At 67.6% G+C, this 22,643-nt stretch carries 22 protein-coding genes; 13 read left to right on the top strand and 9 right to left on the bottom strand.

Annotated features, from left to right (window positions below; translation table 11 throughout):
* The first annotated feature begins 114 nt into the window (after positions 1 to 114).
* A complete protein-coding gene (locus GE300_RS05260) occupies positions 115 to 1,047 on the top strand; it encodes a LysR family transcriptional regulator (protein WP_154445487.1) in 933 nt (310 codons plus the stop codon).
* A 222-nt stretch (positions 1,048 to 1,269) separates the two neighbouring features.
* On the opposite strand, the gene GE300_RS23520 is transcribed toward GE300_RS05260, so the two are convergent.
* Positions 1,270 to 1,980 carry a carboxymuconolactone decarboxylase family protein gene (locus GE300_RS23520; RefSeq protein WP_154445486.1) on the bottom strand — a complete coding sequence of 237 codons (711 nt, stop codon included), beginning with the start codon at positions 1,978 to 1,980 and terminating at the stop codon, positions 1,270 to 1,272.
* 139 nt (positions 1,981 to 2,119) lie between these two features.
* Between GE300_RS23520 and purL the strand changes: the two genes are divergently transcribed.
* Genes purL through grxD form a run of 4 tightly spaced genes read left to right on the top strand, consistent with a single transcriptional unit; the run spans position 2,120 to position 5,207 of the window.
* Complete coding sequence (gene purL, locus GE300_RS05250) at positions 2,120 to 4,327, top strand: phosphoribosylformylglycinamidine synthase subunit PurL (RefSeq protein ID WP_325063112.1); 2,208 nt, start codon at positions 2,120 to 2,122, stop codon at positions 4,325 to 4,327.
* A 38-nt stretch (positions 4,328 to 4,365) separates the two neighbouring features.
* A complete protein-coding gene (locus GE300_RS05245; protein ID WP_154445485.1) occupies positions 4,366 to 4,611 on the top strand; it encodes a BolA family protein in 246 nt (81 codons plus the stop codon).
* 4 nt (positions 4,612 to 4,615) lie between these two features.
* The gene (locus GE300_RS05240) at positions 4,616 to 4,792 is read left to right on the top strand and encodes a hypothetical protein (RefSeq protein WP_154445484.1); all 177 of its coding nucleotides are present in this window, start codon (positions 4,616 to 4,618) and stop codon (positions 4,790 to 4,792) included.
* A 43-nt stretch (positions 4,793 to 4,835) separates the two neighbouring features.
* Positions 4,836 to 5,207, top strand: coding sequence for a Grx4 family monothiol glutaredoxin (gene grxD, locus GE300_RS05235; protein WP_154445483.1), 372 nt, complete (start codon positions 4,836 to 4,838; stop codon positions 5,205 to 5,207).
* Positions 5,208 to 5,240: 33 nt separating this feature from the next.
* On the opposite strand, the gene GE300_RS05230 is transcribed toward grxD, so the two are convergent.
* Complete coding sequence (locus tag GE300_RS05230; RefSeq protein ID WP_233416768.1) at positions 5,241 to 5,666, bottom strand: cell division protein ZapA; 426 nt, start codon at positions 5,664 to 5,666, stop codon at positions 5,241 to 5,243.
* Positions 5,663 to 5,893 carry a hypothetical protein gene (locus tag GE300_RS05225; protein WP_154445482.1) on the bottom strand — a complete coding sequence of 77 codons (231 nt, stop codon included), beginning with the start codon at positions 5,891 to 5,893 and terminating at the stop codon, positions 5,663 to 5,665. Before GE300_RS05225 ends, GE300_RS05230 begins: the two co-directional genes overlap by 4 nt.
* Before the next feature lie 213 nt (positions 5,894 to 6,106).
* Between GE300_RS05225 and tkt the strand changes: the two genes are divergently transcribed.
* From tkt to GE300_RS05185, 8 genes are all read left to right on the top strand, one after another.
* On the top strand, positions 6,107 to 8,125 hold the full coding sequence (gene tkt, locus GE300_RS05220; protein WP_325063111.1) for a transketolase: 2,019 nt from the start codon (positions 6,107 to 6,109) through the stop codon (positions 8,123 to 8,125).
* A 16-nt stretch (positions 8,126 to 8,141) separates the two neighbouring features.
* The gene (locus GE300_RS05215) at positions 8,142 to 8,285 is read left to right on the top strand and encodes a glyceraldehyde-3-phosphate dehydrogenase (protein ID WP_325063110.1); all 144 of its coding nucleotides are present in this window, start codon (positions 8,142 to 8,144) and stop codon (positions 8,283 to 8,285) included.
* A gap of 19 nt (positions 8,286 to 8,304) precedes the next feature.
* A complete protein-coding gene (locus GE300_RS05210) occupies positions 8,305 to 9,492 on the top strand; it encodes a phosphoglycerate kinase (RefSeq protein ID WP_325063109.1) in 1,188 nt (395 codons plus the stop codon).
* A gap of 76 nt (positions 9,493 to 9,568) precedes the next feature.
* Positions 9,569 to 10,498 (top strand): class I fructose-bisphosphate aldolase, encoded by a 930-nt coding sequence (locus GE300_RS05205; RefSeq protein WP_154445480.1) that lies wholly within the window; start codon positions 9,569 to 9,571, stop codon positions 10,496 to 10,498.
* Between the two features lie 136 nt (positions 10,499 to 10,634).
* Positions 10,635 to 10,940 (top strand): FtsB family cell division protein, encoded by a 306-nt coding sequence (locus tag GE300_RS05200; RefSeq protein WP_407647684.1) that lies wholly within the window; start codon positions 10,635 to 10,637, stop codon positions 10,938 to 10,940.
* 105 nt (positions 10,941 to 11,045) lie between these two features.
* Entirely contained in the window at positions 11,046 to 12,059 is a 1,014-nt protein-coding gene (gene pdhA / locus GE300_RS05195; RefSeq protein WP_154445479.1) for a pyruvate dehydrogenase (acetyl-transferring) E1 component subunit alpha, read from the top strand.
* Between the two features lie 99 nt (positions 12,060 to 12,158).
* Entirely contained in the window at positions 12,159 to 13,586 is a 1,428-nt protein-coding gene (locus GE300_RS05190; protein WP_154445478.1) for a pyruvate dehydrogenase complex E1 component subunit beta, read from the top strand.
* A gap of 12 nt (positions 13,587 to 13,598) precedes the next feature.
* Positions 13,599 to 14,930, top strand: a complete 1,332-nt coding sequence (locus GE300_RS05185; RefSeq protein WP_154445477.1) for a pyruvate dehydrogenase complex dihydrolipoamide acetyltransferase — start codon at positions 13,599 to 13,601, stop codon at positions 14,928 to 14,930.
* Between the two features lie 65 nt (positions 14,931 to 14,995).
* Here the strand turns inward: GE300_RS05185 and cysE are convergent, their stop codons facing one another.
* The 6 genes from cysE to GE300_RS05155 form a co-directional block, all read right to left on the bottom strand.
* The gene (cysE, locus tag GE300_RS05180; protein WP_154445476.1) at positions 14,996 to 15,811 is read right to left on the bottom strand and encodes a serine O-acetyltransferase; all 816 of its coding nucleotides are present in this window, start codon (positions 15,809 to 15,811) and stop codon (positions 14,996 to 14,998) included.
* A 246-nt stretch (positions 15,812 to 16,057) separates the two neighbouring features.
* Complete coding sequence (locus tag GE300_RS05175) at positions 16,058 to 16,771, bottom strand: DUF2793 domain-containing protein (protein ID WP_154445475.1); 714 nt, start codon at positions 16,769 to 16,771, stop codon at positions 16,058 to 16,060.
* Positions 16,764 to 20,669: a baseplate multidomain protein megatron gene (locus GE300_RS05170; RefSeq protein WP_154445474.1), complete on the bottom strand. Its 3,906-nt coding sequence runs from the start codon at positions 20,667 to 20,669 to the stop codon at positions 16,764 to 16,766. Before GE300_RS05170 ends, GE300_RS05175 begins: the two co-directional genes overlap by 8 nt.
* 11 nt (positions 20,670 to 20,680) lie before the next feature.
* A complete protein-coding gene (locus tag GE300_RS05165) occupies positions 20,681 to 21,100 on the bottom strand; it encodes an NlpC/P60 family protein (RefSeq protein WP_154445473.1) in 420 nt (139 codons plus the stop codon).
* Positions 21,093 to 21,998 carry a DUF2163 domain-containing protein gene (locus tag GE300_RS05160; protein WP_154445472.1) on the bottom strand — a complete coding sequence of 302 codons (906 nt, stop codon included), beginning with the start codon at positions 21,996 to 21,998 and terminating at the stop codon, positions 21,093 to 21,095. Before GE300_RS05160 ends, GE300_RS05165 begins: the two co-directional genes overlap by 8 nt.
* A complete protein-coding gene (locus GE300_RS05155; RefSeq protein WP_154445471.1) occupies positions 21,998 to 22,630 on the bottom strand; it encodes a DUF2460 domain-containing protein in 633 nt (210 codons plus the stop codon). Before GE300_RS05155 ends, GE300_RS05160 begins: the two co-directional genes overlap by 1 nt.
* Between the last annotated feature and the right edge of the window lie 13 nt (positions 22,631 to 22,643).

The following is a 22,643-nucleotide window of genomic DNA, read 5'->3' as shown; positions in this document are numbered from 1 at the left end:
AAAGAAAGAAACCTTTCAATTGCGCCCCTGTCTGGCAATATGCGCACTTCCTCGGCGCCCCGGACGCATGTTCGTGAAGCGGCCCGAGCGCCAAAGGACGATCGGGAGGGGCCGATGGACTGGGACAAGCTCAGGATCTTTCATGCCGTCGCCGACGCGGGGTCGCTGACCCACGCTGGCGAGGCGCTGCACCTGAGCCAGTCGGCGGTGTCGCGGCAGATCCGGGCGCTGGAGGAAAGTCTCAACGTCACCCTGTTCCACCGCCATGCGCGCGGGCTGATCCTGACCGAGCAGGGAGAGCTACTGTTCGACGCCACGAAATCCATGCGCAAGCGGCTGGACGCGGCGACCGCGCGCATCCGCGACAGTTCCGACGCGATCTATGGCGAGTTGCGGGTGACCACGACCACCGGCTTCGGCACGATGTGGCTGGCGCCGCGGCTGGGCCGGCTCTACGAGCGCTATCCGAACCTGAAGATCGACCTGATCCTCGAGGAACGCGTCCTCGATCTGCCGATGCGCGAGGCCGACGTCGCGATCCGGATGAAAGAGCCCAGCCAGGCCGATCTGATCCGGCGGCGGCTGATGGACGTGGTGATGAAGTTCTACGCCTCGACCGACTACATCGAGTTCCACGGCGTGCCGAAGACCAGGGACGAGCTGGCGCAGCACCGGATCATCACCCAGAGCCCCTCGAGCCGGCAGGTCAGCGCCGGGCTGACCTGGCTGCAGCCGTTCCTGCTGGCCGAGTTCGAAAGCCGGCTGACGGTGAACAACTATTTCGGCATCCTGCAGACGGTGCTGAACGGGCTGGGGATCGGCTCGCTGCCGCATTACGTGGCCGCGGATTTCCCGCAGCTGGTAAACGTGCTGCCGCGCGAAATGAGCAAGTCGATCCCGGTCTATCTCGCCTATCCCGAGGAACTGCGGCAGTCCAAGCGCGTCGCGGCGTTCCGGGACTTCATCATCGAAGAGATCAACACCTTCAAGAGACGCCATCCCGACATCATGGATATTCAGCCCGAGCCCGCGGCCGGCTTCCTGTGACGCATCTGCAGCTATGCGGAATCAATATGGCGGGTATGCACGGTGCGGGACGCCCTAAAGCTTGTCTGCAGGGGGCGTGCCCGCTATATCAGGGGTCGAGAGCGCGGCAGCGTTCTCACCTCCCTGTTGGACTTGGGCCGAGCCTTGTGCTCGGCCTTTTTTTTGGCGAAAGCCCCGGGCCTTTTTTGCCGACAGCCCCAGGCGGCGGGCAGCGTTCGCTGGTCAGGCCGGCGGCGCCGCCGTGTCGCCGGGTGCGGCGGCGATGGCCCGCCCGCGGACCAGCGCCTCGCGCAACTCGGGCGGGAGCGCCAGGTAGTCCGCGTCCGGCGCGGTGCCGACCGCGTCGAGGTACTTGCTGAAGAAGCTGCGCAAGGCCGCGGTCGCGGCGATCCGGGAGATCTCGGCATCCGCGAACCCGTGCGCCCGCAGCCGCTCGATCCGGGCCGGGTCGATCGCCGCGGCGTCGCGGGCGATCTCGCCGGCATAGGCCATCATCTCCCGCTCGGCCCCGGTCAGCGCCGCGCCGGGCGGATCGGTGACGATCCGCAACAGCTCGTCAGGCTCCATGCCGTCGCGCAGCAGGACCGAGGCATGGGCCAGCGCGCAGTAGGAACTGCGCAGCGCCAGCGCCGCCGCGATGGTCACAAGCTCGTATCGGCGCAGTCCCATCTGCGCCTTGAGCTCGCCGGTCATCGCCTCGAAGTGCCGCGCCAGCGACGGAATGTGCGCGAGCGCCCGGTGCAGGTTCAGAACGCGGCCGAGGCCCTGCCGCTCGTCCGCGTAATTCGGCGGCCGGCCCGCTGGCGTCCCGGTCCGCGATCGGCTCGATGAAAAGCATGATCCTCCTCTTCGCAATCGGCCCGCCTGCCCGGCGCCGTGCCGGCCGCAGCGAGGCGCGGCGATTGTCGGGGCAATCCGGTGGCAAGCCAACATCTTTCGCGCGCCGGCCGGGCCGATGCGCGGCGCGGCGGCGGCGACGCCCCTTCCCCTTTGCCGCCGACTGCCCTAAACAGCGCCCGATCCTAAGACATGGCCGCGCCCCCGCGGGCGCCCGAGCTGAAGAGGACCCGGCGTGAGCGACCGCGACACCATCGAAGACCTTGCCACCGCACACGGCCTTTCGCCCGACGAGATGGAGCGGATCCGCCGCCTGCTGGGGCGCGATCCGAACCTGACCGAGCTGGGCATCTTCTCGGCCATGTGGAACGAGCACTGCTCGTACAAGTCGTCGAAGAAATGGCTGCGCACGCTGCCGACCGAGGGCCCGCAGGTGATCTGCGGGCCGGGCGAGAACGCCGGCGTGGTCGACATCGGCGACGGCCCCGATGGACGAAGACTGGCGGTGGTCTTCAAGATGGAGAGCCACAACCACCCGTCCTACATCGAGCCCTACCAGGGCGCGGCGACCGGCGTCGGCGGCATCCTGCGCGACGTCTTCACCATGGGCGCGCGGCCGGTGGCGGCGATGAACGCACTGAGCTTCGGTGCGCCCGGTCATCCCAGGACCCCCGGCCTGCTGGCCGGCGTGGTCGCCGGCGTCGGCGGCTACGGCAACTGTTTCGGCGTGCCCACCGTGGGTGGCGAGTTGCGCTTCGATCCGGCCTACAACGGCAACTGCCTGGTGAACGCCTTCGCCGCCGGGATCGCGCGCGCGGACGGCATCTTCTACTCGGCGGCCAGCGGCGTCGGCATGCCGGTGGTCTATCTGGGCGCAAAGACCGGCCGCGACGGCGTCGGCGGTGCGACCATGGCCTCGGCCGAGTTCGACGACACGATCGAGGAAAAGCGCCCGACGGTGCAGGTTGGCGATCCGTTCACCGAGAAGCGGCTGATGGAAGCCTGCCTGGAGCTGATGGCGACCGGTGCGGTGATCTCGATCCAGGACATGGGTGCCGCCGGGCTGACCTGTTCGGCGGTCGAGATGGGCGACAAGGGCAATCTGGGCATCCGACTGGATCTGGAGCGCGTGCCGGTGCGCGAGGCGAACATGACCGCCTACGAGATGATGCTGTCGGAAAGCCAGGAGCGGATGCTGATGGTCCTGCGCCCCGAGAAGGAGGCCGAGGCCAAGGCCGTGTTCGACAAGTGGGACCTGGATTTCGCCATCGTCGGCGAGACCATCCCCGAGGATCGCTTCCTGATCTGCATGAACGGCGAGGTCGCCGCCGACCTGCCGCTGAAGGCGCTGTCGGGCGAGGCCCCCGAATACGACCGGCCCTGGGTCGAGCCTCCGGCGCCGGCCCCGCTGGGCAACATCCCCGAGGTCGACGCGGCCGAGGCGCTGCTGACGCTGATGGGCAGCCCCAACCATTGCTCGCGTCACTGGGTCTACGAGCAGTACGACACCAGCGTCGGGGCGGACACGATGCGCCGTCCGGGCTCGGACGCCGGGATCGTGCGCGTGCACGGCACCGACAAGGCGCTGGCCTTCACCGCCGACGTGACGCCGCGGTACTGCAAGGCCAATCCCGAGCGCGGCGGGGCACAGGCTGTGGCCGAGGCCTATCGCAACCTGATCGCGACCGGGGCGAGGCCGCTTGCGGTCACCGACAACCTGAACTTCGGCAACCCCGAAAAGCCCGAGATCATGGGCCAGTTCGTGGGCTGCATCAAAGGCATCGGCGCGGCGTGCGAGGCGCTGGACATGCCCGTGGTCTCGGGCAACGTCAGCCTTTACAACGAGACCGACGGCAGCGCGATCCTGCCCACGCCGACGATCGGCGCGGTGGGTCTGCTGGCGCACCTGTCCGACGCGATCGGCACCCGGCCGCAGGACGGCGACGCGCTGGTGCGGATCGGGCCGCAGGGCGGGCACCTGGGCGCCTCGGCCTTTGCGCACGAGGTGCTGGGCGATCGCGGCGGCGACGCGCCGGCGGTGGACCTGACGGCCGAGCGCGCGGCGGGCGAGCTGGTCCTGGCGGCGCGCGATGCGGGCCTGCTGCGCGCCGCGCACGACGTGGCGGACGGCGGCCTTGCCGTCGCTGCGGCCGAGATGGCACTGGCCGGCGGGGTCGGGGTGACGCTGGACGTCTCCGGGCTTGGCGCGCTCTATGGCGAGGACCAGGGCCGATACCTGCTGGCCACGTCCGAGCCGCAGGCGCTGCTGGACCTTGCGACGGCGCACGGCGTCCCGGCGGCGGTCGTCGGCCGCTTCGGCGGCGACGCGGTGACACTGGCCGGCACGGCGGTGAAACTGGCCGAGCTGGCTGCCGCGCATCGCGGTGGGCTGGACGCGATCACCAGCGGGCCCGAACTTGCAAGCGCTGCGGCCCACGCCTAGATTCACCAGATGTTCCCGATCGAAGGAGGCAGCCGCAGATGGCGATGGAAGCCCGCGAAATCGAAAACCTGATCCGCGAGGCCTTCCCCACGGCCGACATCGAGATCAAGGACCTGGCCGGCGATGGCAACCATTACGCCGCCACCGTGGTCGCCGACGAATTCCGCGGCCTGAGCCGGGTCAAGCAGCATCAGCTTGTCTATGCGGCGCTGAAGGGCAAGATGGACGGCACCGCGGGCGAGCTGCACGCGCTGGCGTTGACCACGCGGCCGCGGGACGCCTGACCGCATGCCCTGGTCGGCCGAGGCGTTCCTGATCGCGGTCGTCGCGATCTTCGTCTATCTGCTGCTGCTCAAGCGGATCCGCCGTCGCCACCGGCCGAAGGTGCCGCCGATCACGATCCGCGGCAAGGATCTGGACAAGGACGCCGCCCCGCAGGACAACGGCGGGAACGCGAAGGACTGAAACGGCGCAGGCCCGGCCGGCGCCAGAGGCAAAGGACAAGGACATGAGCGACGCTGTACACGACCGCATCCGCGACGAGGTAGGTTCGAACGACGTGGTGCTTTACATGAAGGGCACCGCGCAGATGCCGCAATGTGGATTCTCGTCCAAGGTGGCGGGCGTGCTGAACTACATGGGCGTGCCGTTCAAGGACGTGAACGTGCTGGCCGACGACGCCGTGCGCGAGGGCATCAAGAGCTTCTCGGACTGGCCGACGATCCCGCAGCTTTACATCAAGGGCGAGTTCGTCGGCGGCTGCGACATCATCGTCGAGATGACCCTGTCGGGCGAGCTGGACGAGATGTTCGAGAAGAACGGCGTCGCCTTCGACAAGGCCGCCGCGGAGAAGATTCGCGAGGCGAATCAACCCGCCTGAGCCGGTTTCTTCACGTCTGGCGCGGCGGGCCGGTCAGGCCCGCCGTTCCGCTGCCATGCGCTCGACCCGCAGGGTTGCGGCCTCGAGCGTGGCAATGGCGGCTTCCGCGGTGCGGCGCGCTTCCTCGATCTCGGCGGTATCGGCGCCGTTGCCGGCGGCCGAGGCCTGCGAGCTGAGCGTGGCCACCCGGTCCTCGGCCTCGCGCAGGCGGGATTTCAGCGACTGCGCCTCTTTCTGCAGGGCCTGCGCCTGGATCGCGATCTCGGTCGTGCGGTCGGCCAGCATCAGCCCCGACATCAGCAGCATCCGCGTCTCGGGAACGCGGCCCAGCGCCTTCAGCAGGCTCTGCGCCTCGGTGTCCAGCAGCGCCGCGGCCTGTTGCAGCTGATCTTCCTCGCCGGGGTTGCACGCCACGCGGTATTCGCGGCCGCCGATGTTCAGCGCGGTCTCGGGCATCATGCTGTCTCCTCGATCAGCGGGCGCAGACGGGCGATCAGGGTGTCGAGCTGCGCAAGATCCTTCTCGCGCTCGCCGGTGACCTGCTCGAGGCGTTCGGACAACGCGCGGTTCTCGGCTTCCAGCTCGGCGAGGCGACCGGCGTTACCGGCGCCGGTCGCGCCATCGGCCTGTTCCAGCACGCTGAGCGCCTTCTCCAGCCGCGTCTCGAGTGCCCTGAGCTCGTCCATTTGGGAACCTCTCCTTGTTTCTGCGGATGTTGCGCCGCGTTCTTGCAGCAGTCTATGCCAATCCGGCGCCGCTCTGCATCCCCGAAATTCCGGCCCCTCGCGTCTCATCCCGCTCCGACGCGCTTGACCCTTCGGGGTCAATCGGTATTGGTGCGATGCGGTCCCCTTGCGGGGCCGGAGCCGCTCCGCTTTCCGCTGCACAGAGGCCGATCAGTGACCCCACAGGATCTTCGTACCCGCCACCCCGAGCATTTCGCCAAGGCCGCCGCGCTGCGCGTGCTGGCCATGGACGCCGTCGAGGCGGCCAACTCGGGTCACCCCGGCATGCCGATGGGCATGGCCGACATCGCCACGGTCCTGTTCGAAAAGCACCTGAAGTTCGACCCGAAAGCGCCGGACTGGCCGGACCGCGACCGTTTCGTGCTGTCCAACGGCCACGGCTCGATGCTGCTGTACGCGCTGCTGCACCTGACCGGCTACGACGACATGACGCTGGACGAGCTGAAGAACTTCCGGCAGCTCGGCTCGAAGACCGCCGGGCATCCGGAATACGGCTTCGCGAAGGGCATCGAGACCACCACCGGGCCGCTGGGCCAGGGTCTGGGAGCCGCGGTGGGCATGGCCATGGCCGAGGCGTCGCTGTCGGCGCGATTCTCGCCGCGGATCGTCGATCACCACACCTTCGTCTTCGTCGGCGACGGCTGCCTGATGGAAGGCATCAGCCACGAGGCGATCGGCCTGGCCGGCAAGCAGCAGCTGTCGAAACTTGTCGTTCTGTGGGACGACAACGGCATCTCCATCGACGGAAAGGTGTCGAAATCGGACATCACCGACCAACCGGCGCGGTTCCGCGCCGCCGGCTGGGACGTGTTCGAGTGCGACGGCCATGACCCGGCCGCGATCGACGCGGCGATCCTGTCAGCCAAGGCCAGCGCCAAGCCGTCGCTGATCGCTTGCCGCACCCATATCGGCTACGGCGCGCCGAACAAGCAGGACACCGCCGGCGCCCACGGCTCGCCGCTGGGCGCGGACGAGATCGCCGCGGTACGCGAGATCTACGGCTGGAGCCACGAGCCGTTCGTGATCCCGCAGGACGTGCGCGACGCCTGGGCCGCCATCGGCGCCCAGGGCGCCGCCGCCCGTACCGCCTGGGAGGAGCGCCTCGAGGGCCTCGGCAAGCGCCGCCGCGAGCAGTTCGACCGTATCGTTGCCGGCGAGTTGCCCAAGGCGCTGACCAACCAGATCCGCAATTTCAAGTCCGAGCAGAGCGCCGCCGCGCCGAAGGTCGCCACCCGCAAGGCGTCGGAGATGGTGCTGGAGGTGATCAACAAGGCCCTGCCCGAGACCATTGGCGGCTCGGCCGACCTGACCGGCTCGAACAACACGCTGACCAAGGACATGGGCACGTTCGAGCCCGGCAACCGCAACGGGCGCTATGTCTACTACGGCATCCGCGAACATGGCATGGCGGCGGCGATGAACGGCCTGGCGCTGCACGGCGGGGTGATTCCCTACGGCGGCACCTTCCTGGTGTTCTCGGATTACGCGCGCGGCGCGATGCGGATCTCGGCGCTGTCGGGCAAGCGGGTGATCTATGTCATGACCCACGACAGCATCGGTCTGGGCGAGGACGGCCCCACGCACCAGCCGGTCGAGCATCTGGCCGCGCTGCGCGCGATGCCGAACCTGAACGTGTACCGTCCGGCCGACGTGGTCGAGACCGCCGAGGCCTGGCAGTGCGCGCTGGAAACCCCCGACCGGCCCAGCGTCATCGCGCTGACCCGGCAGGGCCTGCCGACGGTGCGCACCAGGCACAGCACGAAGAACCTGTCGGCGCAGGGCGCCTACATCCTGTCGGAAAGCACCGCCAAGCGGCAGGTGATCCTGCTCGCCACCGGCTCGGAGGTCAGCCTGGCGATGGAGGCGCAGACGCAGCTCGAGGCCAAGGGGATCGGCACCCGCGTCGTATCGATGCCGTGCGAGGAGCTGTTCGAGCAGCAGGACGATCGCTACCGCGCCCGCGTGCTGCCGCGCGGGCCGGTGCGCATCGGCATCGAGGCGGCGCTGCGCTATGGCTGGGACCGCTGGCTGACCGGCGAGCGCGGCTCGGCCGCCAAGGCCGGGTTCGTCGGCATGGAAAGCTTCGGCGCCTCGGCCCCCGCGGGCGATCTGTTCAAGCACTTCGGCATCACCGCCGACGCGGTGGTGGAACGGGCCGAGGCGTTGCTCTGATCCGGCGCTGACCGCGGTGCGGATCTGGCAGGCGCTTCTGGTGATCCTGGTCGTGCTGGGCCTGGCCTGGGCCGACCGGGTCTATCTGGACGGCGCCGTGCTGCTCTGGCTCGGCCGCAAGCTGTTCGACTGGACCAACTGGATCGCATTCTGGCGCTGACAACCGAAAGGATGACGCCGTGACCTGGAAGACGCTCGACGACATGGACCTGTCCGGCAAGACCGTGCTGACCCGCGTGGACATCAACGTCCCGGTCGAGGACGGGCACGTGACCGACACCACGCGGATGGACCGGATCAAGCCCACGATCGATGCGATCCTCAAGGCCGGCGGAAAGCCGGTGCTGCTGGCGCATTTCGGCCGCCCGAAGGGCAAGGTCGTCCCCGAGATGAGCCTGGAAATCACCCGCCAGGCGCTGTCGGACGTGCTGGGCCGCGACGTGCGGTTCGCCGACGACTGCGTCGGCGACACCGCCGAAGCCGCGGTCGCGGACCTCGAGCCGGGCGACGTGCTGCTGCTGGAGAACACCCGCTTCCACCCCGGCGAGGAGGCCAATGACCCGGCGTTCGCCGACCAGCTTGCGAGACTGGGCGATGTCTTCTGCAACGATGCGTTCTCGGCCGCGCACCGCGCCCATGCCTCGACCGAGGGGCTGGCGCACCGCCTGCCGTCCTGCGCCGGGCGGCTGATGGAGGCCGAACTGAAGGCGCTGGAGGCAGCGCTGTCCGAGCCCGAGCGGCCGCTGGTCGCCGTCGTCGGCGGCGCCAAGGTGTCTACCAAGCTGGACCTGCTGGGCAACCTGCTGGAAAAGGTGGACACGATCGTGATCGGCGGCGGCATGGCCAACACCTTCCTCGCCGCCAAGGGCATCGACGTGGGCAAGTCGCTGTGCGAACACGATCTGGCCGACACCGCGCGCGCGATCATGGCCGAAGCCGAGGCGAAGGGCTGTACCCTGCTGCTGCCCAGCGACGTGGTGGTGGCGAAGGAGTTCAAGGCCGGGGCCGCGTCGCAGACCGTGCCCGCGGATGCCTGCCCGCCCGACGCGATGATCCTGGACGCCGGCCCGGACAGCATCGCCGCCGTGGTCGCGGCCTTCGAGACCGCGAAGACGCTGGTCTGGAACGGCCCGCTCGGCGCGTTCGAGATCCCGCCGTTCAACGCCGCCACCGATGCCGCCGCGGCCGAGGCCGCCCGGATGACCGAGGCCGGCGCACTGCTTTCGGTGGCCGGCGGCGGCGACACCGTCGCGGCGTTGAACGGCTCCGGCGCCGCCGAGCGGTTCACCTATGTCTCGACCGCCGGCGGCGCGTTCCTGGAATGGCTGGAGGGCAAGACCCTGCCCGGCGTCGCGGCGCTGGGCTGAGGCGCGCCGGTTCAGTTGACCGGCCCGCCGCGACCGGCTACGCAGATTTCACCTTCTTTGGCCCTGGGGAAACACCATGAAATCAACGCGTACCGTTCAGAAGATCCTGGCGAACTACGAGGGCACCACGCCCGGTGTGAAAGCCAATCTGAACCGGATCCTGATGACGGGCAAGCTGGGCGGCACCGGCAAGGTCATCATCCTTCCCGTCGATCAGGGATTCGAGCACGGACCGGCACGCAGCTTCGCGCCGAACCCGCCCGCATATGACCCGCACTATCACTACCAGCTGGCGATCGACGCGGGACTGAACGCCTATGCGGCCCCGCTGGGCATGCTGGAGGCCGGCGCCGACACCTTCGCCGGACAGATCCCGACGATCCTGAAGGTGAACTCGGCGAACTCGCTGATCCCGAAGGAAGCGCCGAAGACCCAAGCGATCACCGCCTGCGTCGACGACGCGCTGCGGCTGGGCTGCGCGGCCATCGGTTTCACCGTCTATCCCGGCTCGTCGGCGGCGCTCGACATGTTTTCGGACATCGCGGCGATGCGCGAAGAGGCCGAGGCCAAGGGCCTCGCGACGGTGATCTGGTCCTACCCGCGCGGAGAGGCGCTGGACAAGGACGGCGAGACGGCGGCGGACATCGCCTCGTACGCCGCGCAGATCGCGGCTCTGCTGGGCGCGCACGTGATCAAGGTGAAGCTGTCCACCGATCACCTGTCCCTGCCCGAGGCCAAGAAGGTCTACGAGTCCGAGAAGATCGACCTCTCGACCCAGGCCGCGCGGGTCGCGGACGTGATGCGCTCGGCGTTCAACGGCCGGCGCATCGTGGTGTTCTCGGGCGGCTCGAAGAAGGGCACCGACAGCGTCTACGACGATGCCCGCGCAATCCGCGACGGCGGCGGCAACGGCTCGATCATCGGTCGCAACACCTTCCAGCGCGAGCGCGGCGACGCTCTGGAGATGCTGGGCAAGCTGGTCGAGATCTACAAGGGCAAGGCCTGATCGACGTCCGGCCGGGTCGCCGTGCGGGGCGGCCCGGCCACAAACGCGCCGATGCGGTGAGAACGCGGATTCCCAAAGCGATTCGTCTGTGCAATAGTGGTCCGAGGCACCCATCAGAGAGTGCAGGGGCAGTGACATGACCGAGCAGACCGCCGGCACCAGAACGTTCTTCGGAATGGCGTTCTCGATCTTCGTGATCGCCGCGATCGGCTATTTCACCTATGCCGCCGTGCAGGGCGACTACGGCACCTTCCGGCGGATCCAGGTCGAAGCGCAGGCGCAAAAGCTCGAGGCCGAGCTTGCGGCATTGCAGGCCGAGCGCGAGGTGATCGAGAACCGGACTCGCCGCATGTCCACCGACTACCTGGACCTCGACCTGCTGGACGAGCAGGCGCGCAAGGTGCTGGGGCTGGCCCGGGGCGACGAAATCATCATCAGATAAGGCGCGTCGGCCCCTGTCGATCTTTTTCGACGTGGGCTGTGGAATTCTGCTAACATGCCCCGTATAATAGAATAGTTTAATGTTAAACTATCCCGGGGGGATGGAATGGCGACAACCACCAGGCGCAGCTCGGGCCGCGCGAAGAAACCGGCGGCCTCGAAGGACGAGCTGCTGCAATACTATCGCGACATGCTGCTGATCCGCCGCTTCGAAGAGAAGGCCGGTCAGCTGTACGGCATGGGTCTGATCGGGGGGTTCTGCCACCTCTACATCGGCCAGGAAGCCGTTGTCGTGGGGCTCGAGGCCACCGCGAAGGAAGGCGACCAGCGCATCACCACCTATCGCGACCACGGGCACATGATCGCCTGCGGGATGGATCCCAAGGGGGTCATGGCCGAGCTGACCGGCCGCGAGGGGGGCTATTCCCGCGGCAAGGGCGGCTCGATGCACATGTTCTCGAAGGAGAAACACTTCTACGGCGGCCACGGCATCGTCGGCGCCAACGTGCCTCTGGGTGCGGGCATCGCGTTCGCGAACAAGTATCGCGGCAACGACAATGTCTGCTTCACCTACTTCGGCGACGGCGCGGCGAACCAGGGCCAGGTCTACGAGACCTACAACATGGCCGAGCTGTGGGATCTGCCGGTGATCTTCGTGATCGAGAACAACCAGTACGCCATGGGCACCAGCGTCAAGCGGTCGACCAAGTCGAAGACGCTTTACGAGCGCGGCGTCGCCTACGGCATCGAGGGCGAGCAGGTCGATGGCATGGACGTCCTGGCGGTCAAGGCCGCGGGCGAAAAGGCGGTCAAGCACTGCCGCGACGGCAACGGCCCCTACATCCTCGAAGTGATGACCTACCGTTATCGCGGGCACTCGATGTCGGATCCGGCCAAGTACCGGACCCGCGAGGAAGTGCAGAAGATGCGGGACGAGCGCGATCCGATCAATCAGGTTCGCGACCTTCTGCTGAAGGGCAAGCACGCGACCGAGGACGAGCTGAAAGAGATCGACAAGGACATCAAGGGCGTCGTCAACGACGCGGCGCAGTTCGCGCAGGACAGCCCCGAACCCGCCGTCGAGGAACTGTGGACCGACATCTACGCCGAAGCCGGCTGAAGATGCGGCGCCCCTGCCCCATCGGCGGCGACGCCGCCACCGCTTGTTCCCAGATGACCCGGTCTGCCCGCGCGCAGGCCGCCCGAGAGGCTTGCTGATATGGCTACGAACATACTTATGCCGGCGCTGTCGCCGACCATGGAGGAAGGCACCCTCGCCAAATGGCTGGTGAAGGAGGGCGACACCGTTTCCTCCGGCGACATCCTGGCCGAAATCGAGACCGACAAGGCGACGATGGAATTCGAGGCCGTCGACGAAGGCGTGATCGGAAAGATCCTGATTTCCGAGGGCACCGAAGGCGTGAAGGTCAACGAGCCGATCGCCGTGCTGCTGGAGGAAGGCGAGGACGCCTCGGCTGCGGACAGCGCCGGTTCCGCCGCGCCGGCGGGCGGCGCGAAGCAGGGTGACGGCGCCGCAGCCCCTGACGCCGCAGCCCCTGACGCTGACGAGCCGGCGATCGACGAGCCTGCGGTGAAGGCGCCCGGCAGCGCACCCGCCGCCGCGGTGACGATCCCGGCCGAGCCGGAAGTCCCCGAGGGCACCACCTTCAAGACCCAGACCGTGCGCGAAGCCCTTCGCGACGCAATGGCCGAGGAAATGCGCCGCGACGGCGACGTGTTCCTCATGGGCGAGGAAGTCGCCGAGTATCAGGGCGCCTACAAGATCAGCCAGGGCCTGCTGGACGAGTTCGGCGACAAGCGCGTGATCGACACCCCGATCACCGAGCATGGCTTCGCCGGCGTGGGCGTCGGGGCCGCCTTCGCCGGGCTGCGCCCCATCGTCGAGTTCATGACCTTCAACTTCGCCATGCAGGCGATCGACCAGATCATCAACTCGGCGGCCAAGACGCTGTACATGTCAGGCGGGCAGATGGGTTCTCCGATCGTGTTCCGCGGCCCGAACGGCGCCGCCGCCCGGGTCGGCGCCCAGCACAGCCAGGACTACGCCGCCTGGTATGCGCAGATCCCCGGCCTGAAGGTCTGCCAGCCCTACTCGGCGGCCGACGCCAAGGGCCTGCTGAAATCCGCGATCCGCGATCCGAACCCGGTGATCTTCCTGGAGAACGAGATCCTCTACGGCCGCAGCTTCGACGTGCCCGACCTGGACGACTTCACCGTTCCCATCGGCAAGGCGAAAATCTGGCGCCAGGGCAGCGACGTGACCATCGTCAGCTTCGGCATCGGCATGACCTATGCACTGCAGGCGGCGGACGAACTGGCCGAACAGGGGATCTCTGCCGAGGTGGTCGATCTGCGCAGCCTGCGTCCGATGGACACCGTCACGGTGATCGAGTCGGTGAAAAAGACCAACCGCTGCGTCACCGTCGAGGAAGGCTGGCCGGTGGCTTCGATCGGCAATCACATCTCGGCCGTGCTGATGCAGCAGGCGTTCGACTATCTCGACGCCCCGGTGATCAACCTCACCGGCAAGGACGTGCCGATGCCCTATGCCGCAAATCTGGAAAAGCTGGCGCTGGTGACCACCAAGGACGTCATCGACGCGGTCAAGTCCGTGACTTATCGCTGAGGGGAAGAACAGATGCCCATCAACATCCTGATGCCCGCGCTTTCCCCGACGATGGAGGAAGGAACTCTGGCCAAATGGCTGGTCAAGGAAGGTGACTCGATCGCCTCCGGCGACGTCATGGCCGAGATCGAGACCGACAAGGCCACGATGGAGTTCGAAGCCGTCGAGGAAGGCGTCGTCGGCAAGATCCTGATCTCCGAGGGAACCGAGGGCGTGAAGGTCAACGAGCCGATCGCCATCCTGCTGGAAGAGGGCGAAAGCGCCGACGACATCGGCGACACACCTGCCAAGGAAGAAGCTGCCGCGGCCTCCAAGGAAGAACCCGCATCGAAGCCCGAAGTTCAGCAAGGCAACGGTCGGGATCAGGCCCCCGCCGCCGCAAAGGCGCCGGCAGCATCCTCCTCCGGCGACGGCAGCCGGATCTTTGCCAGCCCGCTCGCCCGTCGCATCGCAAAGGACAAGGGCCTCGATCTAAGCCAGATCACCGGCTCGGGGCCGCGCGGCCGCATCGTCAAGGCGGACGTCGAGAACGCCAAGGCTCAGCCTGCAGCGGCAACCCAGCAGAAGGCCGCCGACAGCAAGCCTCAAGCCGCCGCACCCCCGACGCCGCAGGGAATGTCCGCCGAGACGGTGGCCAAGATGTATGCCGATCGGGAGTATGAAGAGGTCAAGCTCGACGGGATGCGCAAGACCATCGCCACGCGATTGGTCGAAGCGAAGCAGACCATCCCGCACTTCTACCTGCGGCGCGACATCCAGATCGACACGCTTCTGAAGTTCCGCTCTCAACTGAACAAGTCGCTCGAGGGGCGCGGTATCAAGCTTTCCGTCAACGACTTCATCATCAAGGCCTGCGCGCTGGCGCTGCAGGACGTGCCGGACTGCAATGCCGTTTGGGCTGCTGATCGGGTGCTGAAGCTGAAGCCGTCGGATGTCGCCGTCGCCGTCGCGATCGAGGGCGGCCTGTTCACGCCGGTTCTGCGCGACGCGGACAGCAAGACGCTGTCCAGGCTTTCCACGGAAATAAAGGACCTCGCCAAGCGGGCGCGCGAACGCAAGCTGGCGCCGCACGAGTATCAGGGCGGGTCGTTCGCGATCTCGAATCTCGGCATGATGGGGGTGGAGAACTTCGATGCGGTGATCAACCCGCCCCACGCCTCGATCCTTGCGGTCGGTGCGGGCGTCCGGAAACCGGTCGTCGATGGCGACGGCGCGGTGCAGGTCGCCACCGTCATGTCGGTAACCCTGTCGGTGGATCACCGCGTTATCGACGGAGCGCTCGGCGCGGAATTCCTTGCCGCCGTCAAAGGCTATCTCGAAGCGCCGATGAACATGCTGGCCTGAGCGGCCGGCAGAACAACAAAGGCCGGGACCCTGTCCCGGCCTTTCCACTTTGCTAACGGCGCGGCCTATTCGGTCACTTCGCCACGCAGCAACTGGTCCATGGATTTCGCTGGTTCCGAACAGCCCGCCTCTCCGACGATGCGGGCGGGAACCCCGGCAACGGTCTTGCACGGCGGCACTTCCTCAAGCACCACGGATCCGGCAGCGATCCGCGAGCAATCCCCGACGCGAATGTTTCCCAGGATCGCGGCGCCGGCGCCAATCAGAACATTGTCTCCGATTTTTGGATGCCGATCATCGTCTTCCTTGCCCGTGCCGCCCAATGTGACCGAGTGCAGCATCGAGACATTGTTGCCCACGACCGCCGTCTCGCCGATCACGATCGAGTGCGCGTGATCGATCATGATCCCCTTTCCGACACGCGCAGCCGGGTGGATATCGACACCGAAAATCTCCGACGTCCGCATCTGCACGAAGTAGGCAAGGTCGCGCCGGCCGTGCGCCCACAGGAAATGGCCCAGGCGGTAAGCCTGAAGTGCCTGATAACCCTTGAAGAACAACAAGGGCTGGATCAGCCGGTGACAGGCCGGGTCACGCTCGAAGACCGCCGAGATATCGTCTCGCGCGGCATCGATCAGCGAAGCGTCCTCGGCATAGGCTTCGTCCAGTATCTCCCGAAGGATCAGTTCGGGCATCTCCTCGGAAGACAGTTTCTGGGCGAGGCGGAAGCTGAGGACGCTTTCCAGAGACCTGTGGTACAATATCCCCGAGTGCACCAGCGCCGCCATCAGCGGCTCGTCACGCACGATCTCTTCCGCCTCAAGGCGGATTCGAGACCAGATGGGATCGACTTCCGCAAGCAACGTCGCGTGTTCAGGCATGCCGGGGGCCTCCTTGTACGGCTTGGCCCAACACATCTTATCACTCCGCCCGGAAATCAAGCACCCATGCTGCGATGAACTCAGAATTGATCGGGCGCCGCCCGCGCGCGTCAGACTGCGATCCGCGGCTACGGGACCAGACCTGATGTGCCGCCTACCGCGGCACGAAGCGATAGATCCGCTGCGCTCGCGAAGCGGGATCCGTCCACCACCACCGCCGCAGCGCACTGGCAAATCGCGACAACATCACGTCTGCCTCGGAACGATCATCTGCATATAATGCACCGCCAGCCTGACCATGCCCCCCGAAAAATCACCCCCTTCGGCGGTGAGTACCAGATCCGTGTCGCTGTAGTACGCCAACGGCTGCGACGTCAGCCCCGACGCCCAGGAGTTTCGCGCGATACCGTAACCCGTGCCATACCTGTCCGGGGACGTTCCGGCCCCGAGCGTCCAGGCGCTCGCTGCCCCGGTGATTGCCTCGATCACCCGCCCGGTGACGCCGAAGACGACGGCGCCCGCCGGCAGCAGCCCCGTCGCCACCGAGATCGGTCCGGGCGAAACCGTGTGGTCGACTTCCGCGATGCGGAACAGCGTTCCCGCGCCGGAGCCGCTGGTGACAACGGCATCTTCCTGCCAGTCGACGCCGTCAAAGGTCATCGAGGCGCCGGAAGCCTCGCACCACGCCACCCAGCCGATCCGCGGCTGGAAGTATTTCCAGCCGCCGTTCGCCCAAAGCGCGATGCGGCCTTCCTGCCCCGCCCACGCACCTGTCGCGCCGGACGGCACGACGTAGGTCTGGCCGTCCACCGCGGCTTGCGGCGGCACCGTCAGATCTCGGCTGACGATCCGCAACTGGGCGACAGCATCAAGCACCGAGAGGGCCTCGTTCACCGTCACGTGCTTCTGCGCCTGCCCGCCCGCAAGCAGGGGCAGACCATGCTGATATGTCTCATTCATTGAAATAGATCCTTGCTTGAAGGCCGGGGCCGTATGTGTCCGATATCTGGGCTATCCGGAATTCCAAGTCGGCCGGGGCGCCGTCGGCGGCCTGCATTGCCGCGGTGTAGGTCCAGAAAGCGGCGCCAACTTCCGTTTCGCGCAGCAGCGCGGATCCACTCAGAACCCGGACCTGGTAGCGTTCGCTCACCTCGCCGAGCGGGACGTCGGCAATGGCCCAGTTGTCGCCGCCTGTCCTGGTTCTTCGCACCCATCGCAGGTCGATCGCTCCGGCCCCGCCACGCCGTGCCGTGGCATGCACCGGAGTGTAAGGCCGCAATCCCGCCCCGGCCGGAGAGAACACCAGGTGCCGGTAGCTCGGGTCGTCAAATGGACGGCCGGCCGGACCCACCCGCAGGTGCCGCTCCAGTCCGAGCGCATCCAGCGGCAGCTCAAGCTGTTCCGCGCTGCCGTCGAGCAACACGAAATCCGCGCCCGCTGCGGTGGTGAGCGGCATCACGCCGTCGGTTCCCGCCTGTCCACGCAGCAGACCGCTCAGCCGATAGGTCCGCTCGGCGATCAACTCCGCCTCCCGGAACTGGATGACTTCCCAGTCGGCGTGGCCGGCCCCCCTGAGTGCCGCGACATTGGCACCGTTCAGCACGTCCTGCTGCGGACGGGAAAGCAGCGGTCCCTCGCTCAGCGCGATATCGACGCTTTGCTCTGCCCACCGCCCGGGCTGCGCCGCGGGCAATGGCGAAAGAGTCGTTCCCACGACGCTGCTGCGCACCAGCGACGGTTGCGGCCGATAGTCGTAATCCTGCGCCGCAGTCGCCATCGCCAGCGGGCCGCTCCAGGGAACCTGCGCGGCCGCGACCCACGGTGCATGGGGGATTTCCTCCCCGGTGAGAAGTGGCAGGTCCATGACCTCGACGTGCGGCGCACCTCGGTCATTCGGACCACCACCAACGATCAATTCCGGAATGAAGGGAATCCGCCGATAGATGCCATCCTCCACCCTCACGGCCTGTACCGTACGGCCAACCGCCTCCTCTACCCGATCGACCCGGAACCGGCCGGTCCCACCCCCGGTCGGAAGCAGGACAATGTCGCCGGCCCCCACATCTGTCATCGAGCGCGGCAACGAGAACGTCACATGATCCCGCGCAACCTGGGTCTCCGCCAGCCAGCGCGCCGCCACCGCATTGGCTTCTGCGTGGCTCATCGCCACCGGCAGGTCCGAGCCGGCGGAATACAGCGCCTCGGCGCCGGGCATCTGCGCCTCCGCCGTCACCGTCTGGTAGTCCTTCTCGGGATGCACGAACGATATCCGCACCCGCGCCGGCATCTCCGCCTCCGGCGACCGGGTCACCTCGACCAGCGGGCCATCATTTCCGGGGACCGCCAGCTGATCGCGGTTCAGGCTGCACACGGCCGCGCCGCCACGATTCCGGAAGACCAACCTGCCTTCGCGCTCGAAGGCATCGAAGCCATAGGCCAGCATCAGCGGCTGCAGGCTTTCCCGCGCCGTCTCCGTCGCCTCGACGTGATATCCCGCCAGCACGCCGTGAAGCCCGCTGACATCGACATCCGCCAGTCCGCCGCGCTCGCAGATCTCCTTCACGGTCTCGCCAAGCCCGACCAGGTGGGTCCGGCCCGAAATCCAGTGGCCCAACGCGAAATTCCGCCCGTCGGACCACACATCCATCCGCTGGGGGAAATCCGGCCACGGACGTGCGTCCCACGCCCACACGAATGCGTGCGACATGTCCACCATCGGACCTTCGTAGACGCGGCTGCGGGGATTGATCGACACATCGTTCCAGTACAGATGCATCGCCTGCAGGTAACGCTGCTGGATGTACCGGTCCTGGCCGCCGTCCGAATAGTGCGGGATCGCGTTCTCGGACGACAGCGGGTCGACGAACACGTTGGGCTGGTTGGTGCCCTTGTCGATCGCCGGACAGCCCAGTTCTGTAAACCAGATCGGTTTCCCCTCGGGCTGCCAGTCGGTCGGGGCGGCCTGCTTCACGCCTCCGACGCGGTTCCAGTGGAACCTGCTCCACCAGTTGCGGATGTCCTTGTAGCGGAAGGTCCATGGCTCGTCGTAGGCGCCGTCCTCGATCTGCGCACGAAGCTGGGCCTCGCGCGCCGCCGAAGAGGGATAGTACCAGTCATAGCCCTCGCCACCCTCGATGTTGCCCATCAGATAGCCGAGCTCGTAGATCGATCCGGCATCGGCGTCCGCATGGTCGGTCCCGTCGCGCCAGTCCGACAGCGGCATGTAGTTGTCGATCCCGATGAAGTCGATCTGCGGATCGGACCACAGCGGGTCCAGGTGATACCAGACATCCCCCGAGCCATCCGCCGGATGGTGACCGAAGTATTCCGACCAGTCGGCGGCATAGCCGATCTTCACGTCGGTCCCCAGCACCGCCCGCACGTCGGCCGCCAGCGTGCGCAAGGCACGCACCGCCGGAAAAGCGTCCGGAGCATCGCGCAGCTGCGTCAGGCTCCGCAGCTCGGACCCGATGCAGAAGGCATCGACCCCGCCGGATGCCGCGCAGAGGTGCGCGTAGTGCAGGATGAACCGGCGATAGGACCACTCGTCAGGGCCGGAATAGACCACCGCCCCGTCGACGAGCGAGAAATCCTCCGGCTGCGCCATCCCGAAGAAATCGGCGACTTCCGTTGCTGCCGCCGCGGTCGTGTCGGGCGAGCCGGCCCGGCCGGGAGCGACGGAACATGTGATCCGGCCGCGCCATGGCACCTCGGGCTGATCGCCGGCCCCGGTCCACGGGTCCGTCAGGCCGTTGCCGGCCCGGATATCCATCAGCACGAAGGGATAGAACATCACCGACTGGCCGGCCGCCTTCAGCGCATCGATGGCCTGAAGGACCGAGGCATCGGCCGGCGTTCCGCCGAACCCGGGCCGCCCGTCGATCCGGCTGACCGGCGGCGCACCGGAGCGGTCCAGGCCGGACACGGTCCACGGCATCCCGCCCCCGTCCAGGTCGGTCTGCTCGACCTTCGGCAGGATCTCGCAGGATCCGCATCTCAGGTCGGTGCCGAACCAGCTGACCACCAGCGAGGCGGCCGCGCAACCCGGCGCCTCGGCCACCAGGTTGTCGATGGCCACCTGCGCATCGGGTCGCCCCTCGTGGTTGTTGACGTTGACGATCCGCGTCTCGCCCTTGCCGATGGCAAAGCTGACCGGCTCGGTCGCCAGCGCATACTCGCCGGTGCCCGGCACCAGCGCCACCGCCCGGATCTGGTCGATGGGGTCGTCCTGCGCGCCCTCGGGACGGCGGACCACCTCGAACGAGAACTGCGGAATGCGGTTGCCGTAGAGCCCGAGCGCGAGATTCTCGATGACGACATAGGCGGTTCCGCGAAACGCCGGCGCTTCGCCCTCCGGAACGCTCGCCGCGATCAGCGGGTCCGGCAGCTGCGCCTCGTCGCCGCGGTAGACGCGCATGTCCAGCGTCGAAAGATCCACGATCTGCCCGTCCGCCCAGACCCGGGCCACGCGGGCGATGCTTCCCTCGCACAAGGCGATCGCCAGGCTGACCGTATAGGAATACTCCTTGGTGCTGGGTGCCGCGCCGGTGCCCTTGCCGCCACCGCGCGTGCGCACGTCCTCGACGAAGCCGCTCGACCAGATGATCTGGCCGCCCAGCCGCATCCGTCCCCAGACCCGCGCCATGGCCGCCCCCTCGCGCGAGCCGGTCAGCCGAAGCTGGTCGCGCCGGCCGACCTCGACCGGGGCCGAGCCTTCGCCGAACAGGCGCTGGTCAAGCCACGCGCCCACCGTCGCGCCGACCGCCTTGCCGATGACCGCCGAGGAAACCCCAAGCACGGCCCCGCCGACGGACGCGCCGATGGCGCCGCCCGCCGCGGCCAATACCACTGTCGCCATAGTCTATCCTTTCAGGGTAACCGGAACACCGCTGCGATCCGCGCGGCCCAGGCCGCGCTCAGCGGGGACTCGACGACTCCCTTGCCGCTGTAGGAATGGATGAACGCCCCCGGGGCGACGCCCGCCAGGATCCCGACATGCTTCGCGATCGCCCTGCGGCGCATCCGGAACACCAGCACGTCGCCCGGCTCGGCATCGACAAGCCGGACCTCGAACAGATGCCGCGCCGCGGCATCCAGCAGCCGCTCGGCGCCCTCGGGCTCGCCCCAGTCGGGCGTGTAGGCCGGCGTCCGTTCTGGCTCCGGTCCGTTGACCTCGCGCCAGACGCCGCGCAGCAGGCCAAGGCAGTCGCAACCGACATGCTTCAGACTGGCCTGATGAACGTAGGGCGTTCCGATCCAGCCGCGCGCCGCGGCGACGATGTCACTCATCGCGCGCCTCCGCCCAGTAACGGGCGGTCTCGCCCCCGGTCGCGCCCTGGCGCGGGTAAGCCGTCACCCAGTCGTCGCCGGGCATGTAGGGAAAGCCGCGGAAGTTCAGCGCGTTCGCGAACTTGGCCCGGCAGGTGCGGATGTGCTTGTCGCACCCGGCCACGACCCGGAACCGATCGCCCGGCCGGATCCCGGCCTTCGCCTCCGCCCACAGGGTCAGCTCCCGCCCGGCGCCGGACGCCCGGTCGGCCCGGACCAGACCGTCCAGCCCGGCATTGGCACCATCGGTCCAGGTCAGGGCTCCGCCCTCGAACCAGCCGGGGTCGAACTCGGCGCCCGGATAGAACGTAAGCGCGCGCCGATCCCCGACCTCGGCGACAGCGCCCAAGGTCGAGAACCGCGGATCGTCAAGATCGACACCGCACTTTGCATCACCCAGTTCCCGGTCGCAGGTTTTCAGATACGCCCGCCCGACCGGGTGGTTCAGCGCCTCGCTCAACCCGCGCAACTCGGCCTCGAACCGGCCGCTGCCGGTGCGGATCTCGCCCAGGCTGCCGCGAAACAGCTCCAGCCGGGCGTCCGGGTCCGACCAGTCGACCAGCCACTGCCGGACCTCGGCACCGTCATAGCGCCCGGCGAGGATGTCCGCCTCGGACACCCGGTCCGAGCGCAGCGCACCGACCGCCTGGACATTGTCCACGCTCAGGCCGATCGACCGCTCCAGCGTGCCGGCATCAAGGCCCGCATTTGCCTCGAACACCAGACCGTCGAACTCGAGGGCGCAGTCGTGATCCGTGAAACCCAGCCGGGTGCCGTCCTTGCGGCAGATCTCCCAGCATCTGGCCAGGCGCGTCGCACCCTCTGCCAGACGCGCCTTCAGCGTTTCTGCACCCGCCATCAGATCCGCACCTCGATCACCGGCACCGACGGGATCTCGCCGGCGGAAAAGCTGGCCACGCTGGCCTCGATCCGGTCGGTGTCGAACCGCACCGGGACGTCGAACTCGAACCCCGCACTCAGCGGCGCGCCGATCTGCGGCGGCGACGAGAACCGGACCATGCCGGAGCGGTGATCGATGGAATAATCCGCGCCCAGCTGTTTCTCGTCGCCGCCGATGGCGACCCGTACACTGCCCTCGACCGGCTTGGTGATCGGGCGGGAATAGCTTGCCTCGCCAGACCTGTAGGTCTTGCTCAACCGGAATTCGGTGGTGCTGCCGTCGCCGGTGCCGATCCGCTGGTCGGTCCCCTGCGGCGTGCCCGACGACAGGCAGGACTTGTAGTCGGTCCAGTCCTTCCAGCGAAAACCGAAAAGCTGCCCGTTGCGGGCCTCGAAGAACCCGATCAGCTCCTCCAGATCGTCCAGCGAGCGCATGCCGAAGCCGGCGTCATAGCGGCGGCGGGAATGCGCCCACGGCGTGGTGCGCTCTTCGGCGCCGTTCGACAGCGTGACGATCTCGGTGCGCCGTTCCGGCCCGCCGACCGAGCCGAACGACAGCGAGACCGGGAAGCGTACTTCGTGAAAGTTCATGGTGCGCTCTTTC

Source organism: Halovulum marinum, assembly GCF_009697225.1.
GTDB classification, from domain to species: Bacteria; Pseudomonadota; Alphaproteobacteria; order Rhodobacterales; family Rhodobacteraceae; genus Halovulum; species Halovulum marinum.
The sequence above is the reverse complement of the archived record's forward strand: the minus strand, read 5'-3'. Positions and strand labels throughout refer to the sequence as shown.